General features: G+C 54.0%; 11 protein-coding genes. 6 read left to right on the forward strand and 5 right to left on the reverse strand.

From position 1 onward, the window contains the following. Positions 1-11: 11 nt before the first annotated feature. Genes EMQ_RS06440 through EMQ_RS06460 form a run of 5 tightly spaced genes read right to left on the reverse strand, consistent with a single transcriptional unit; the run spans position 12 to position 3,742 of the window. The gene (locus EMQ_RS06440; RefSeq protein ID WP_132012108.1) at positions 12-584 is read right to left on the reverse strand and encodes a hypothetical protein; all 573 of its coding nucleotides are present in this window, start codon (positions 582-584) and stop codon (positions 12-14) included. 9 nt (positions 585-593) lie between these two features. Next, a complete protein-coding gene (locus EMQ_RS06445) occupies positions 594-1,736 on the reverse strand; it encodes a baseplate J/gp47 family protein (RefSeq protein WP_081617503.1) in 1,143 nt (380 codons plus the stop codon). 1 nt (position 1,737) lies between these two features. Further along, a complete protein-coding gene (locus EMQ_RS06450; RefSeq protein ID WP_132012107.1) occupies positions 1,738-2,094 on the reverse strand; it encodes a phage tail protein in 357 nt (118 codons plus the stop codon). A gap of 22 nt (positions 2,095-2,116) precedes the next feature. Then, positions 2,117-2,641 (reverse strand): hypothetical protein, encoded by a 525-nt coding sequence (locus EMQ_RS06455; protein ID WP_132012106.1) that lies wholly within the window; start codon positions 2,639-2,641, stop codon positions 2,117-2,119. 18 nt (positions 2,642-2,659) lie between these two features. Beyond that, positions 2,660-3,742: a hypothetical protein gene (locus EMQ_RS06460; protein ID WP_132012105.1), complete on the reverse strand. Its 1,083-nt coding sequence runs from the start codon at positions 3,740-3,742 to the stop codon at positions 2,660-2,662. A gap of 766 nt (positions 3,743-4,508) precedes the next feature. Here EMQ_RS06460 and EMQ_RS06465 point away from each other — a divergent pair. From EMQ_RS06465 to EMQ_RS06490, 6 genes are read left to right on the forward strand one after another with little or no spacing between them, the layout of a single operon-like run. Then, positions 4,509-5,729 (forward strand): MFS transporter, encoded by a 1,221-nt coding sequence (locus EMQ_RS06465; protein ID WP_018308292.1) that lies wholly within the window; start codon positions 4,509-4,511, stop codon positions 5,727-5,729. Positions 5,730-5,764: 35 nt separating this feature from the next. Further along, entirely contained in the window at positions 5,765-7,390 is a 1,626-nt protein-coding gene (locus EMQ_RS06470) for an alginate export family protein (RefSeq protein WP_010668445.1), read from the forward strand. A gap of 38 nt (positions 7,391-7,428) precedes the next feature. Then, complete coding sequence (gene nirB / locus EMQ_RS06475; RefSeq protein WP_018308291.1) at positions 7,429-10,326, forward strand: nitrite reductase large subunit NirB; 2,898 nt, start codon at positions 7,429-7,431, stop codon at positions 10,324-10,326. A gap of 6 nt (positions 10,327-10,332) precedes the next feature. Then, on the forward strand, positions 10,333-14,286 hold the full coding sequence (locus tag EMQ_RS06480) for a bifunctional nitrate reductase/sulfite reductase flavoprotein subunit alpha (RefSeq protein ID WP_010667597.1): 3,954 nt from the start codon (positions 10,333-10,335) through the stop codon (positions 14,284-14,286). Continuing rightward, the gene (locus EMQ_RS06485) at positions 14,286-14,888 is read left to right on the forward strand and encodes an ANTAR domain-containing response regulator (RefSeq protein WP_010667598.1); all 603 of its coding nucleotides are present in this window, start codon (positions 14,286-14,288) and stop codon (positions 14,886-14,888) included. The genes EMQ_RS06480 and EMQ_RS06485 overlap by 1 nt, the downstream gene beginning before the upstream one ends. Beyond that, the gene (locus tag EMQ_RS06490; protein WP_010667599.1) at positions 14,885-15,874 is read left to right on the forward strand and encodes an ABC transporter substrate-binding protein; all 990 of its coding nucleotides are present in this window, start codon (positions 14,885-14,887) and stop codon (positions 15,872-15,874) included. The genes EMQ_RS06485 and EMQ_RS06490 overlap by 4 nt, the downstream gene beginning before the upstream one ends. Positions 15,875-15,889: the final 15 nt, after the last annotated feature.

The following is a 15,889-nucleotide window of genomic DNA, read 5'->3' on the forward strand; positions in this document are numbered from 1 at the left end:
GCGAGTGCTGGCTAACTGGAGCTTTCGACTACCAGCATGACATCTGTACCTTCTGCTTTGATATCCGTTAATTCATAGGATACGACAGAGGGAGATGCATCTTTTGAAATCTGTACGAAAACCGTTCCCGGGGTGGTTCTTGAACCATAACAGAGACTGGTACCATCATATTGATCCCGTCCGTAGCAGGCGCAGTCTACCGCGCTCCAGGGCTCGGTAATTTTTTCAATTGTACCATCGGCAGCTTCTACGGCATTAAATGCTTCCCGTGTATTACGCTTTAGAAAAAATTCCTGCTTTATTCGTGCTATATAAGAAGAGTCACTTTCATTTGCCAGTCGTGGCAAGTTGTTTCCAAAATAATCAGAAGCGGCAAGATCTATGAAATTTCCAATGCTGGTATCAAGGCGCGTCTGTTTATTTGTGTATTCCAGCAGGCTATAAAGCATAGCCCAAGGCCATGCCAGTCCGGTTAAAATACCATCGAGTACTGGCGTGGCGTTTTCGGATGACGAAGGAAACCATGCTTGAGGTAATGTAGCGCGAATGCGTTTGAAAATATCTTCATTGTCGCCGGTAGCCATTATCTTTTCCTAAGTATAAGATACAGAAAATTCTACATCTTTCAATCGTACTACAGTGCCAGTTTGACCACCGACATCAATAGACTGCTGATTGACAGTGATGACCCCAATTGATTCCACAATATTTTCAGAAGCGGAAAAAACGACACTGGATATTTTTGTATAACTGCATACTGCGCCAACCGTCAGGCTGTTGATATAATCAGATAGGCTTGTTGTAATCGTGCTTTCTATGCTTGTCGTATCTGTTCCGGTTTTTACTGTTATAGGCACGACAACCGATACTGGAATTGTTGTTGATGCAATGACAGAAAATTCTACACCACAAGCACGAACAGCTTCTATGGCTGTTGCAATTTTATTGATACTGTCAGACGAAATGTTACCCGATCCATCATCAACGACTACATAAAAAAAACCGGGTCTGTAGTACCCGGAGGGATCCTTGTTTTCGATGATCTGGTAGAAAATATTAGGTGAAGTGCTTTCTATGGCATATTCTATGGAAGACAACGTTGCTGAAGATAATGAAGAAAACCATAGATTTATACGGGATTTTACCGATTCGTCTGTCTCTTCGTCATAACCATTGCTGACACTTGACAGATTTGTGCAAGTATCAATGCCGGAGATCTGAGTACCCAAGGTATTGAGAACACCCGACATGACATTTCCAATAGAGCCCGCTACAGTACATTCTACGGGACATGTAATGGATGCAACGCCATTTTGACGAATATAACCGTTTGACGATTCAGACCAAGATGGATTACTCTGGTCCTTTACAACAGAAAATAATACGCTTCCATCAGAGGATTTGACGATAGCACCGACCGGCACTGTTGCTGATGAGGAGTCCGGAGTTAGGCAAATGAAAGTTTCCGTTGTGGTAGCTGCAGCCGCAGGTAGACGAGCAATCCCAAATTGAGCGATCCAGGAATCAACATCGTCTCCAAACGATGTTCCAAGTCTGGTGACAGACAGAGTTTGAAGAATTAAATACTGTATCCAGAGTGCGACAGTCGCGTTGGCTTCAAATATTGATCTTGAAACTGAACCAGTTGTAAAATCCATCAATGATGAACAGGCACTTTGTGCTGCTGTACATGAATTTGAAACCAATGTTGAAAAGTTCTGTAAAGATAGATTCATTCTAAATTTCCATTAATGTTGTTTCATCAGTATTTGAATCTGAATACTGTATGCTGATTTTTTTTGTTCCATCTGTTAAGGTGTACATTTTGATGGAAGGCGTTGGCGATTGTGAAATCGACGCTTCCATTTTCATTTGTTCTAATATAACTGATGTGAGGTCACTTAATGTGTCAGTATTACCTATTCGTTGAGGGAGGCCCGCTCCGTAATCAGTCCAAAAGATATAATCACCGGGATTGGTGCATAAACGTCTCGTAATACGTTGTTTTCCAATGTTTGAACCTGATACGATGGCCAGATCACCAGTATCTGAAATATCTAAATCATATCCAAATGTATGAGATATATCGGACATTTTTTATATCCTGAATTTTGTTTTATTGAGGTGGACTTGTGGAGTCTGTTCCTGCCTTGACACCTGAATGTGTATGGCTTGATAGTGAAATACCTGACGCTTTTACGTCACCGGAAACAGTTACATTGCCAGTAATTTCAACATCAGAAATTATTTTTATACCTGTTTTGTCAATACAAAGTTCTATATTTCCTATTTTTATACCAAATTGTCCGACTGAGACTGGTTGGTTGTTCAGGCTGGTAAATGTTTGTGGTGGTGTCGTTGAATCAAAAACACGGCTTACAACGACATAGTTGTCTCCATCTCCATGAGCTGTATCAACAAAAACATGAGTTCCTACTGGTGAGGGAGAGTAAATAGTAGCCTCTCCGACGGAGATTGCTGCATCACATATCCAGCCGGTCTCACAATTATCTGGTTGTAATCTTACTTTTACCAATCCATTCTTGTAATCCAGTGCACTTACAATACCGAATTTTGCACGTCCAATTCTATTTGTATGAGAATGCATAAGCATATTTATTGAGTTATGAAGTTGTGTCATTTTATAAGTCTTTTATGTTTATCGCGGCCTCAGAATCGCCTTTTTTGTTGTGGATTTTCCACTGTACTCAATAACAACCCGATCAACAGTATAAACTTCAGAGTCAAAAGAAGTTCCTGTTCCATTTATCTTTATAAGTTGTCTTGTTGATATATTTAAGTATGGATGTAGATGTAATTCTATGTTCTTTCCATGCGCCATAATCTCTGTATAGCGTCTTTGAGCTATATTTTTACATTGATCTGTCGTTGTTCCAATGGGAGCCGTGAAATTGAAAGCATGCCCGGAAGTACTGTTTTCTGGGTATTGTGCTGAATGTATTATTTTTTGACGAGCATCCCATGAAGACACTTTCACATATATAGCTTCTGAGTAAATATGATTATTTAATAAATTTATATCAAGAATAGATCTTTGGAAACTGTTAGAATTATCTGTCTGATTATTCCATTCCAGAGTGATGATATTGTCGTTTTCTGGCTTCTTTTTGAAGTGCAAGGTCTTGTTTTCAACCCATAGATCATACCCATATTCATGTTGCATGCCAACACATAGATCCCAGGCAGTCTGGTATCTATGCATACCGGAGAGACCATGTGCCTTATGCTCATATTGATAAAACTGACCAATAAAACCAGATGTATTATCAACATCTGCTGATAAACCGACCTGATTTGCAAGATAGCTTATGGCGTCGGATGCAGTCATATTTAAAAATGACTCGCCTGATATTTCGTAATTTATAAGGCTGGCTGACCAGTCTCGTCCGGATAAATTCAATATTCTTTTGGGTGGATTGAAGGTGGATCGGTCAATTTTTCCCGAAAATATTTTATCCTCACTGGTTGTATTGCCAGATCCAGACGAGATCGTGTTCGCGTAAATATCAATAGAATTACCATTTTCAAAAAATGGAATGGTATTATATGTTACATCTATGGGAATGGTTGCGTTAAACGTACACGATTCTGAAAGTCTTGAGTTTATTATTTTGACATGAATAGGCGTCAGTGTATTACCGTTAGCGTCTTGTATGTTTATGTTGGAGCTAATGGATTGGGGCGTATTTTCTGAATCCAATGATAAAATAGACATTTTCATTCACTAATGATTATGTTATTTTTTTATATGTCTCTATAATTGTATGCAAGTGGTGGCTTTGGGTCTGCGCCATTTTTTCCCCTCTGTATTATAGTGAGTACAGATCGCATATTAAGAAGATATCATACAGAATATATATAATTATCATAAATATAAATGAAATATTTAAATTTCAAAAAACCTTTTTTAGTAAAAATATGTGATTTCATTTGTTGTGTCTTGATTTAAAAATTATGACATCAATACATTGATTTGTCGCCTGGAGGCGGGCTCGTTCCTTATGAATTTTCTGAGTTTACGTTCACTTGTTTGCCTACCCCAATAGCTCCCTCGTCGTATGCTCAGGATCTGTTAATTTATTGAGGTGAGCGTGTTGTTGTGATCCACCGGCTACCGATGGGGGTAGCCTGTAAACGATGTGTTTTTGCTTTCTGAACGCCTGATCCGTTCCATCTGGTGCCCAGACTGACGCCCGGACAGTAAAAACAGCTCACACACCGGCCTACCCTCCATCGACAGGCCTGTGAATCCCTACGCCTTGTTCGGCTCAACAAATTAACAGGACCTGAGCCTAAAATATTTTGACAACGTATCATTCCGCATGACATCATAATACCCACACATCAGCTCTTAACGTGTCTATCAATGACGGTGGACAAAGTGAGCGGATGGCCGAACCAGCGATGACACCCGGATGACCAAGGACGGTCTCTGTGCCTGACAAGGGCGCATCTGTTTTCCTGCAGCAGATGCTGGACGTTATGACGTGGACAAAGGATTCCTCAAGGCTGGAAACCCGCGCACCCTTCTCGCGGCATTCCTCTATTTCGACGTGTCATTCATGGTCTGGGTCCTGCTTGGACCGCTGGGGATCTCCATCTCCCATGACCTGCACCTCAACGCCGGCCAGAAAGGACTACTGGTAGCCACGCCGGTTCTGGCGGGCGCGCTGCTGCGTGTGCTGGCTGGCGCGCTGGTTGATCTGTTCGGACCACGCCGTGTCGCCGTCGGCGCACAGGTTTTCGTGATTGTCGGACTTTTCCTCACATGGCTGATCGCGCCGCACAGTTATGCCGCCCTTTTCGGTGTGGCGGTGGTGCTGGGCGTAGCGGGGGCCTCATTCGCCGTCGCTCTGCCTCTCGCCTCCGCGTGGTATCCGCCGCAGTATCAGGGCACAGCACTCGGCATCGCTGGAGCCGGAAATTCGGGAACGGCTCTTGCTTCTCTTTTCGCTCCGGGTCTTGCTGCACTTTATGGCTGGGTGAATGTGCTGGGGCTGGCCACGCTGCCCCTGCTCGCCGTGCTGATCGCCTTCCTCTTTCTGGCCAGCGAACCACCCAATCGCCGTGCAGCCGGAGGTTTCAAAACCTGGCTCCCCGTTCTTCGCAGCGGCGACTGCTGGGCCCTGATGTTCTTCTACGGCGTAACCTTCGGCGGGTTCGTCGGACTGGCCTCCTTCCTCACCATCTATTTCAACGACCAGTATGGCCTGTCACCCGCTGTCGCCGGAACCTGCACGGCTTTTGTGGTGTTCGTCGGTTCTTTCGTGCGGCCTCTGGGGGGTGCAATCGCTGACCGCATTGGCGGCGAGCGCACGCTGACCATTCTGTATGGACTGGCCGCCGTCATCTTCGCAGTGATCGGGTTCGGACTGCCGACCATCTGGCTCGCCTTTCCCGCTTTCTTCCTCGGCATGCTGGTGCTGGGACTGGGCAACGGCGCAGTGTTCCAGCTTGTGCCGACCCGCTTTCCAACGCAGGTCGGCATTCTCACCGGCCTCGTTGGCATGAGCGGCGGTGTCGGCGGGTTCTACCTTGCGTCATCTCTCGGTGCCGCCCGACAGGCGACCGGTTCTTACGGTCCCGGCTTTCTGGGGTTTGCGATCATAGCGCTTCTGGGACTGGCCTGCGTCAGCCTCTGCCGCAGACGCTGGAAAACCGAACGGAACGTGTTTCCTGCCACCGCCAACGCTTCGGCGTCCCTGTAACCGTCCCCCCTTTCCCATCAGCAGGAACGCGCACAGTGACTCCTCTCACGCTTCTTTCACGTCCGTTTTGCTTCAGTGCGAAACCGGCTGCCCTGCTCGCAGGTCTGTGCATGGCACAGACCGCATGGGCCGACACTCTTCCCACCAATCAGAATCTTCCTTCTTCCCAACAGGGAAAAGCACCACCTGCTTCGAAAAAACTCCCTCCGCACAGTCCTGACTGGGGCGTTTTCAACACCGGCAAGGGCGCTGCCGCGGGTTTCGGAACCGTGGGCGGTTTCGGTCAGGCGCGCTGGGCGGAAGACTGGAGCGATATCGTCAACACACCGCCCGAAAAACGGAAAAATGACTGGTTCAACCGTCTGAAATACATTCGCCTGACGGACAAGGGCGATATCTGGCTGTCCATCAATGGAGAGGAACGGCTGCGTTATATCTTTGAGAATCAGCCGATGATGGGAGCCGCAGGCAAAACCAATGCCAGCCGTGTGCTTCTGCGCAATATGTATGGCGCCGATCTGCATATCGGTGAACATATCCGCGCCTATGCCGAATTCCTGTGGGGTGTGGGCGGCGGCTCCAACTATTATGGCTATCAGACCGGCTACCAGCGTGAACGTCTTGATCTCCAGCAGGGTATTCTCGAAGTAAAGGGAAACCTGCTCGGCGCGAAGATGGGTGTGATGGGTGGGCGACAGGTGTTTCTTGACGCCCCCGTTTCCATGCAGTCCGCCCGCGATCTGACCAACGTGCAGCAGACATGGGACGGCTTTCGTGGGTATGCCGTCTGGAAATCATTCCGGCTGGACATCTTTGATTTCATGCAGACGAACAAACTGCCACAGAACGTCTTTGCGGACGGCACGAACTATAATGCCCGGATGTACGGGATCTACACATCCACGGCGCTTCCCACCTTTTCCGTCATGAACCAGAAAAGCCAGCTTTTCGCTGACGTATTCTTCATCGGTTATCTTTTCAATGGCGCTCCTGCTGCTCTGCCGACCATGACCGGCACACAGGCCGGCTCGACCCGTCGTGACAATGCAGGCGCACGATTCTGGGGCAATGTCGGCCCCTTCGACATCAGTTTGACCGGTGTATTTCAGGGCGGTGAATTCCGTCCCGCCGCCAATCAGGGCGCAACACGTCCCGTCCGGGCGTATGCCGTCAACGGCTCATTCGGCTGGACAGCAAAAAGCCTGAAAGCGAAACCATCCATCGCCCTTCAGGCAGATCTGTTTTCCGGCGGTTCCTATCACAGCAAGGACGGCGCGGTCGGCACATTCGCCACCCCCTATTTCCCACTGCCTTACTATAACGATGTGACACTCGCCCTCACCTCCCAGAACCTGATCGGGGTTGGACCTGTCGTCACTGCTGCACCCTTTGCGAACCTGCATCTCAAACTGCATGTGCCGGTCTTCTGGCGTGAAAGCACGCAGGACGCCGTCTATGGCACCGGAAAAATTTATAGCTATCGCAACAATCTTTCCGGCGGCTTCCTCGGTGTTACGCCACAGACGCAGGTCGCATGGAATTTTGCGCCTCACTGGACATGGACCCATGACATCGCCGGGTTCCTCGCCTCACAGGGAATGCATCACGCGGGCGCCAAGGACGGAGCCTTCTACATGCAGACCATGGAATTCAAGTTCTGAGACCCGCACAGAGACAGTACACGACAGGAGACGCGACCATGACCAAGGCAGGCAACATCATCATCATCGGCAACGGCATGGTCGGTCATTACTGTGCCGAGCAGCTTGTGATGCACGGACTGCACGAAACCCACGCAATCCACATCTTCGGCGACGAACTGCATGACGCCTATGACCGCGTGCATCTCACCGAATATATGAGCGGCAGGGACGCTCTGGCGCTACGGCTTCACGTCGAGGATTTTCATGCCGCGCATGAACTTACCCTGCATCGTGGCGTGCGGATCACAGGCATCGACCGTGCGGCGCAGACCGTGGAAAGCGCTGAAGGATCCCTGCCCTACGACACCCTGATTCTCGCCACCGGCTCCACGCCTTTCGTGCCGCCGGTTCCCGGCAACACTGGTACGGCGGGACTGGTCTATCGCACACTGGATGACCTCGACATGATCCGCGCTGCCGCTGAAGGCGCCACACATGGCGTGGTTATCGGCGGAGGCCTTCTGGGGCTGGAAGCGGCAAATGCCCTTGCTGGCCTTGGCCTTTCAACAGCCGTGGTCGAATTCGCGCCCCGTCTCATGCCGGTGCAGCTTGATGATGAGGGTGGAGCGGCCCTCAAACAGCGGATCGAGGCGCTCGGCATTCAGGTTCTGACTGCGCACGCCACGCAGGAAATTGTGGCTGGTGAAACCCATAGGCACCGTCTCATCTTTGCAGACGGCACTTCGCTGGAAACCGATCTGGTGGTGTTTTCAGCCGGTATCCGCCCACAGGACCGGTTGGCCCGTGACTGCGGTCTGGCCATTGGCGCTCGTGGGGGCGTTGTCATTGATGACACATGCCGCACTTCCGATCCGGCCATTTTCGCCATTGGAGAATGTGCCTGCTGGAATGGACAGGTATTCGGCCTTGTTGCGCCGGGCTACACCATGGCGCGCACCGTCGCCTCCTCGCTGGCGGGTGAAGAAGCAGCCTTCTCCGGCGCAGACATGTCCACCAAGCTCAAGCTGCTTGGCGTCGATGTCGGCTCCATTGGCGATGCACATGGCGCGACACCGGGCAGTCGCAGCTATCGCTTCATCGGGGAAGTGGACGGCTCCTATCGTCGTCTTGTTCTTTCGGAAGATGGCAGTCAGGTGCTCGGAGCCGTTCTGGTGGGCGACAATGCCTATTATGACACGATCCTTCAGTATGTGCAGAACAGCATCAAGCCGCCCGCAGACCCTGCGGCGCTGATCCTGCCGCGTGGTGAAGGCGCGGAACTGCTGGGGGCCGATGCCCTGCCGGATACGGCCATGATCTGCTCATGCCACAACGTCACCAAGGGCGCGATCTGTACCGCCATTGATGACGGCTGCGCAGACTTTTCCTCCCTGAAACAGTGCACCAAAGCCAGCACGGGCTGCGGCGGTTGCGCGGGCCTTCTCAAAAGCGTGTTCGAGACCGAACTGGAAGCTCGCGGCATTACCGTAGACCGCAGCCTGTGTGAGCATTTCTCCTACACACGACAGGAACTTTACTCTCTGGTCCGCGTGCACGGCATCCAGACATTTGAAGACCTCATGGCGCAGTACGGTAATGGTGGAATCGGCTGCGATATCTGCAAGCCTGCCGTCGGCTCCATTCTGGCTTCCGCATGGAACAAGCCCATTACGGACCCGCTCTACATTCCGCTTCAGGACACGAACGACACGTTCATGGCCAACATGCAGAAGAACGGCACCTACTCCGTCGTTCCCCGCATCGCGGGTGGCGAGATCACGCCTGAAAAGCTGATCGTTCTTGGTCAGGTCGCAAAGAAATATGACCTCTACACCAAGATCACCGGCGGACAGCGTATCGACCTTTTCGGCGCGCGGCTTGAGCAGTTGCCCGATATCTGGCTCGAACTGCTCGACGCCGGTTTCGAGACCGGACACGCTTACGGAAAATCCACCCGGACAGTGAAATCCTGTGTCGGCAGCACATGGTGTCGCTACGGTGTGCAGGACAGCGTGAGCAAGGCGCTGGATCTGGAAAACCGCTACAAGGGCCTGCGTTCTCCTCACAAGCTCAAATTCGCCGTGTCCGGCTGTACCCGCGAATGTGCGGAAGCGCAGAGCAAGGATGTGGGTGTGATCGCCACGGAAAACGGCTGGAACCTGTATGTCTGCGGCAATGGTGGCATGCGGCCCCGCCACGCGGAGCTGTTCGCAACGGACCTGGATGCGGACACTCTGGTAAAATATATAGACCGTTTCCTGATGTTCTATATCCGCACAGCCGACAAGCTTCAGCGCACCTCCGTCTGGCGGGAGAACCTCGAAGGCGGGCTGGATTACCTCAAGGACGTCATCATCAACGACAGTCTCGGCATCTGCGAGGAACTGGAACGCCAGATGCAACTGGTCGTTGACCGCTATCATTGCGAATGGCGCGATGCCCTGACGGATCGTGAAAAGCTCAAGAGATTCCGCACATTCGTCAATGACAGCCGTCCCGACCCGAATATTCGCACAGTGCCGGAGCGTGACCAGATCCGTCCGGCTGACAATCTGCCGGAAACCGTTTCCTCGGCAGGTCCATCACATTGGACGGCCCTGTGCGGACAGGATGATCTCGTGGAAAACTCGGGCGTCGTCGCCTGGCATGATGGAAATCAGATTGCACTGTTCTACCTGCCCGCTACGGAAAACACTTCCGCCCGCGTTTATGCCATCGACAACCATGATCCATTTTCCAACGCCAATGTGATCGGTCGCGGCATCATGGGGGATCTGAAGGGGCAGCTTGTGGTGGCCTCGCCTCTCTACAAGCAGCACTTCCGGCTGGAAGACGGACAATGTCTGGAAGACCCCACCGTCCAGCTACGGACATGGGATGCCCGACTGGAGAACGGAAAGGTCGAGATCAGGGCAAAAGTCGAGACGAACGCGCTGGATCTCGTAACGGCCTGATCCGATATGGCGAGAGAGGAAATCCGCACCGTCTGCCCCTATTGCGGGGTTGGGTGCGGAGTCATTCTGGAAGTCGAAAAGGACCGTATCGTCAAGGTGCGCGGTGACACCGCACACCCTGCGAATGGCGGCCGTCTCTGCACCAAAGGCAGCTCCTGCGACAAACCTCTCCTCTCCGACCTGCGACTGCATCAGGCTCTTGTCCGTTCCAGACGCGACGAAGCAGCCGTCCCGGTTCCCATGCAACAGGCCATCGCGACCACGGCAAACCGCCTGCGGAACATTCTCGACGAGCATGGTCCGGACGCCATCGCCTTCTACGTCTCGGGGCAGATGTCTCTGGAAGCGCAGTATCTGATCAACAAGCTGGCCAAAGGGTTTGTCCGAAGTCAGTATATTGAATCAAATTCCCGGCTCTGCATGGCCGCCGCCGGAACCGGCTACAAGCTTTCGCTTGGAGCCGATGCTCCGCCGGGCAGCTACGAGGATTTCGACTGCACCGACCTGTTCTTCGTCATCGGCGCAAATATGGCCGACTGTCATCCCATCCTGTTCCTGCGACTGATGGATCGCAAACGAAGCGGCGCCAGACTGATCGTTGTTGATCCGCGCCGGACAGCCACAGCCGAAAAAGCCGATCTTTATCTTCCCATCCGTCCTGGCACCGACCTCGCCCTTCTCAATGGACTGCTCCATCTGCTCGTCAAAAACGACGCAATCGACAGGGATTTCATCGCACGCGCCACCACAGGCTGGGACGTTATGGAGGCGTTTCTTGAGGATTACGCGCCTGAAACCGTAGCCGAGATTACAGGTCTGCCCGCCGAAGACATTGTGACAGCGGCACGCTGGATCGCGGAAGCCGGTGAGTGGATGAGCCTGTGGACCATGGGGCTGAACCAGAGCATCACCGGCACATGGAACACCAACGCGGTGTGCAATCTTCACCTTGCTACCGGGACCATCTGCCGGCCCGGTAGCGGTCCTTTCTCGCTCACCGGGCAACCCAACGCCATGGGCGGGCGTGAGATGGGCTATATGGGCCCCGGCCTGCCCGGTCAGCGTAGCGCACTGGTCGCTGCGGATCGGAACTTTGTCGAAAAACAATGGAATCTTTCTCCCGGAACTCTGCGCGATACAGGCGGGGACGGGGCTATCGCCATGTTCAGGGCGATGGAACAGGGAGAGATCAAGGCGTGCTGGGTCATCTGCACCAATCCTGTTGCGACAGTCGCCAACCGCAAGCATGTGGTGCGGGCTCTGGAAGCCGCGGACTGTGTCATCGTGCAGGACGCGTTTGCTGACAGTGAGACCACACGTTTTGCCGACATTCTGTTGCCTGCGACGCTGTGGGCGGAAAGCGACGGAGTGCAGGTCAATTCCGACCGCACCATGACGCTTGCTCGACAGGCTGTGCCACCGCCGGGGGAAGCGCTGGCGGACTGGGACATCATCGCCCGCGTGGCCTGCGCCATGGGGTTCGAGCAGGATTTCACCTTCACATCCGCCGCCGACGTGTTTGCCGAAGCCAGCCGGTTCACCAATCCGAAAACAGGCTATGACATTGCGGGCGTCAGTCATGCCCGTCTGCGCGAAGGCCCCGTGCAATGGCCCGCTCCGGCTGGTGACACGCAACCCCGACATCCCATCCGCTATCTCCCGCCTGACAGTGACAGACCTGTCTTTGCGACAGCAGATGGCAAGGCAGTCTTTTTCGCCCGCCCTTGGATGCGGCCGGAAGAATGGCCGGATGACGAATTTCCTTTCGTGCTGAACAGCGGTCGTCTCCAGCACCAGTGGCATACGCTCACCAAGACCGGACGGGTGGAGAGTCTTAACCGCCTCAATCCGGGGCCATTTGTGGAGATAGGGAGCGAGGACGCCGCCACGCTCGGGCTGGCGAAGGATGATTCTGTGCGCATCACTTCCCGGCGCGGACAGATCGTTCTTCCCGTGCAAATTTCCTCACGAATGCGTTCCGGCACCTGCTTCGCTCCCTTTCACTGGAATGACCGGTTTGGGGAGAACATGACGGTCAATGCCGTCACGCCGGACGCCGTCGATCCCATCTCGTTGCAACCCGGCTTCAAGGTCTGCGCCGTCGCCCTTGAGCGCGTGGAAAAACCGGCCCAGCCCGCTTCCGTGAAACCGGACAAGGAAGGATCTCACACCATGACCCTGCGGTCTCTTGTCACCCATTTTGGTCTGGATTCTTCGGCTTCTGCTCCCCTCCCCTCTTTGTCTGAAGAGGCGCGGACGTGGTTGTCCGGTTTTCTTGAAGGGCTGAAAATCGCGCCGCCCGAACCGGGAGAACTGCCCTCCGTCCCTGCGTCCGCTCCCCTGCCACCACAGACACGGACGCATCTCGGCGGGATTCTGGCTGGGCTGTACAGCCGGACACGACTGGAAGCGTCATCACAGGAAGACGCATCCCCAGCTTCTCCTCCTATCAGCGTGTGGTGGGCCTCCCAGACCGGGCGCGCAGAGGGACTGGCCGCGACCGTTGTGACATGGTTGCGCGAGGCCGGACATCCGGCAGAGGCGAAGTGTCTTGACGGTTGGGATTGCGGCAAGCCCATTTCCGGAAAAGTGCTTTTTGTGGTTTCCACTTTTGGCGATGGCGACCCGCCGGATTGCGCCGCGCCATTCTGGGATGCGTTGAGATCGCAGGAGGCTCCCTTGCCCGACCTGACCTATGCCATTCTGGCGCTGGGCGATTCATCCTATGCCAGCTTCTGTGGCTTTGGACGGGCGCTGGACGGACGACTACGCGAACTCGGTGCAACACCGCTTCTGGAACGTGTGGAATGCGAGCCCGATTTTGAAGACACCGTTGAAGCATGGCGCGGCACCCTGCTGACAGCACTTAATGGGACGGTCACCCCGACCGCTCCCATTGCTGTCGAAGCTCCGCAGATCGTGGCTGGCACACGGGATGCGCCCGTCATGGCAAAACTGAGCATCAACGAACGGCTCTGCGCATCCGGCAGCGAACGGGACACGCGCCGTATCGGTCTTGATCTGAGCGACACAGCGCTGACATGGGAGACGGGTGATGCGCTCGGCGTGTGGCCCTGCAATACAGAGGAGAATGTCGAACTCGTCCTACATGCTCTGAAACTTCCGGCAGACACTTCCATCGTTCTGAGAGGACACGGCACAGTCGGGTTGAAGGATGCTCTATGGCGTCATTTCGATCTGTCACGGCCCAATCCGGCAATGCTGACAGCTCTCGGCGGACGAGAAACAGGTTTTCTACCCGAACTGCTCAGGGAAGCGTCTCTTTCAGTCACAGCGCAGGACGTGCCCGCCCTGTTCCGGCGCATGCAGCCACGCCTTTACTCCATCGCCTCATCACCACGAGCCACGGGCCGGGTGGTGGAACTGACTGTGGGCGTCAATTTCACGCCGTGGCCGGGTGTATGCTCGAACTGGCTTGCCGGGCTGGAAGGGGACCATGAGGTGCCGGTCTTTACTCAGCCCACCACACATTTCCGACTGCCTCAGGATGATACAGCCCCAGTGATTATGATCGGTCCCGGCACCGGAATCGCGCCTTTCCGCGGTTTTCTTCAGGAGCGCGCCGCCCGCAAGGCTTCCGGGCGCAACTGGCTTTTCTTTGGTGAACGCAACGCTGATGAAGGTTTTTACTATCGTTCCGAGCTGGAATCCTTCCAGACTGAAGGCGTGCTGACGCGACTGGACACGGCTTTTTCGCGCGATCAGCCGGAACGGATCTATGTGCAGGATCGTATGGAGGAGGCGGGTGCCGAGTTGTGGAAATGGCTGAATGATGGAGCGTCTGTCTATGTCTGTGGAGATGCCAGTCGCATGGCGCGCGATGTTGATGCGGCTCTGAAGCGGATCGTGGCGCGGCATGGCGATCTGCCCACAGGAGAGGCTGACTCGTTCGTGGCGCAACTGACACGCGAGGGACGCTATCTGCGGGATGTCTACTGATGGGAGAAGGACGCCCTCCTCTGGTAGTTCTGGTCGCCGACGCCAATCCCAAACGGGGTTTCGCCCTGTCTGAAACCCTGCGTAGCGACAGTTCCCTGCGTGTTCTGACGGTTCCGGCCGAGATGGCCCTGATTGACGCCGTAAAGCTGCACGCTCCGGATGTCGTGCTGGTGGACATGGCGCGTGCCGACCGTGATGCGCTGGACAGTATCCGCGCCCTGTCCCAATCCGCGCAAGAGCGGCCCATCGCGCTTTTTGTCGATGAGGACGACGCCGCCCTGATGGAAACGGCGTTCGATACAGGCATCTGTTCCTACAATGTGGTCGAGACCCCACCGCGTGACGTCAAGCCGCTGCTGCGGGCCGCCATCGCGCTCTACTCCCGTTTCCGTCGGACACGCGAAGAACTGAGCGAAGCCCAGCGCATCCTCGCCGAACGTAAACTCATCGATCAGGCCAAGAGGTGTTTCATGAAAAACGAAAAAGCAAACGAAGCCCAGGCTCATCGCTGGCTGCAACGTCGGGCCATGCAGACGTCCCGTCGCATTGCGGCCGTTGCGGAGGAATATCTCGCCAGCCAGAAAAAGGATGACCTGTCATGAAGACGCCGATCCGCATCGGTGTGTTGCAACTGGCGGACAGCGCGCCCGTCATCATGGCTCACCAGCAGGGGCTGTTTGCCCGACATGGGCTGGAAACAGAGATCGTGGTTTCTCCCTCATGGGCCAATATTGCCGATGGCCTGACCTGGAAAAAACTCGATGCAGCCGTCATCTTTTGCCCGCTGGCGATGATGACGGCGCTGGGCAGACGTGGACACGATGCTTTCCTGCGCCCTCTGACAACGATCAGCCGGGGTGGCAATACGATCATGTTGCGGGGCGTCAATCCGGTTGAGACGATCTGGCATGCTGGATCACAGGGACGGCATGCCTTTGACGTCTGGCGCGGCAGCATCGGACGACGTCCACGCATTGCCGTCGTGCATATCTATTCCACGCACCTTCTCATTCTCAGGCGATTCCTGAAAATGATTGATGTGGATATGGAAAACGACATTGAACTCGTGGTGATGCCGCCAGTCGACATGATCCAGGCGCTCTCTGAAAAGAAGATTGATGGCGGGTGTGTGGGGCCGCCATGGGGCGCTGAAGCGGAAAGGCTTGGCGTTGCTTTCCGGGTTGGCGGCTCGTCATCCGTTTTTCCGGATCATGTCGAGAAAATCATGGTGACTTCCGGGAAGCTTTCCCGTTCCGAAGAACAGACCGAGGCGATGACACTCGCTTTGCAGGAAGCCATTACCTTTTGTCAGACGCCACAGTATCGACAGGACGTTATCGATGCACTGGTGGCACCTCTCTCGGAGGGCGGCCTTGCACTCCCGGCCGAAGCGACCCGTGCCGTGCTTCCGGAAGGATCGGCGAAAGAAGCAATCAACTTTATGTCCGGAGCACTTCAGGAACACGATATCGAATGGATCATCAATGATATGGCGTCGCTTGGATGGCTGGAGAACTCTGAACGGCAGACGCTTATGCGCTGGAGTGTATCCAGCGTCATGGCGTCAGCCCCTCCTGTTCCTCTCTGATTTTCAGGAAATGCC

Origin of the sequence: Acetobacter aceti NBRC 14818 (genome assembly GCF_000193495.2) — a bacterium.
GTDB classification, from domain to species: domain Bacteria; phylum Pseudomonadota; class Alphaproteobacteria; order Acetobacterales; family Acetobacteraceae; genus Acetobacter; species Acetobacter aceti.

Bases quoted from the DNA above. Each gene is read 5' to 3' on its own strand.
- EMQ_RS06440 (WP_132012108.1), bottom strand. From the start codon at position 584: ATGGCTACCGGCGACAATGAAGATATTTTCAAACGCATTCGCGCTACA.
- EMQ_RS06445 (WP_081617503.1), bottom strand. From the start codon at position 1,736: ATGAATCTATCTTTACAGAACTTTTCAACATTGGTTTCAAATTCATGT.
- EMQ_RS06450 (WP_132012107.1), bottom strand. From the start codon at position 2,094: ATGTCCGATATATCTCATACATTTGGATATGATTTAGATATTTCAGAT.
- EMQ_RS06455 (WP_132012106.1), bottom strand. From the start codon at position 2,641: ATGACACAACTTCATAACTCAATAAATATGCTTATGCATTCTCATACA.
- EMQ_RS06460 (WP_132012105.1), bottom strand. From the start codon at position 3,742: ATGAAAATGTCTATTTTATCATTGGATTCAGAAAATACGCCCCAATCC.
- nirB (WP_018308291.1), top strand. From the start codon at position 7,429: ATGACCAAGGCAGGCAACATCATCATCATCGGCAACGGCATGGTCGGT.
- EMQ_RS06480 (WP_010667597.1), top strand. From the start codon at position 10,333: ATGGCGAGAGAGGAAATCCGCACCGTCTGCCCCTATTGCGGGGTTGGG.
- EMQ_RS06485 (WP_010667598.1), top strand. From the start codon at position 14,286: ATGGGAGAAGGACGCCCTCCTCTGGTAGTTCTGGTCGCCGACGCCAAT.
- EMQ_RS06490 (WP_010667599.1), top strand. From the start codon at position 14,885: ATGAAGACGCCGATCCGCATCGGTGTGTTGCAACTGGCGGACAGCGCG.